The 311-nt window shown below is 62.7% G+C and carries 1 protein-coding gene; it reads left to right on the forward strand.

Annotated elements, in window-relative coordinates:
* On the forward strand, positions 1-311 hold a 311-nt coding region (locus BG61_RS39085), incomplete at both ends, for an alpha-amylase family glycosyl hydrolase (RefSeq protein ID WP_035943973.1).

Genomic DNA, 311 nt, shown 5'->3' on the forward strand with positions numbered 1-311 from the left:
TGATCGAGAAGATCCCCTACCTGAAAGGACTCGGCGTTACCCACGTCGAGCTTCTTCCCGTGATGGCCTTCGATGAGCAGGACGTTCTGCCCGCGGTGGCCGCACGAGGGCTGACAAACTACTGGGGTTACAGCACGCACAGCTACTACAGTCCGCATCCCCGCTATTGCGTCGACCCCGCGCGCGCTGCGCAGGAATTCCGCGCGCTCACGGACGCGCTGCACATCGCGGGCATCGGAGTGCTGCTCGACGTGGTCTTCAACCACACGTCGGAAGGCGACGCATCAGGGCCGGTGATCAATTTCAAGGGC

It is taken from the genome of Caballeronia glathei (genome assembly GCF_000698595.1).
GTDB classification, from domain to species: Bacteria; Pseudomonadota; Gammaproteobacteria; order Burkholderiales; family Burkholderiaceae; genus Caballeronia; species Caballeronia glathei.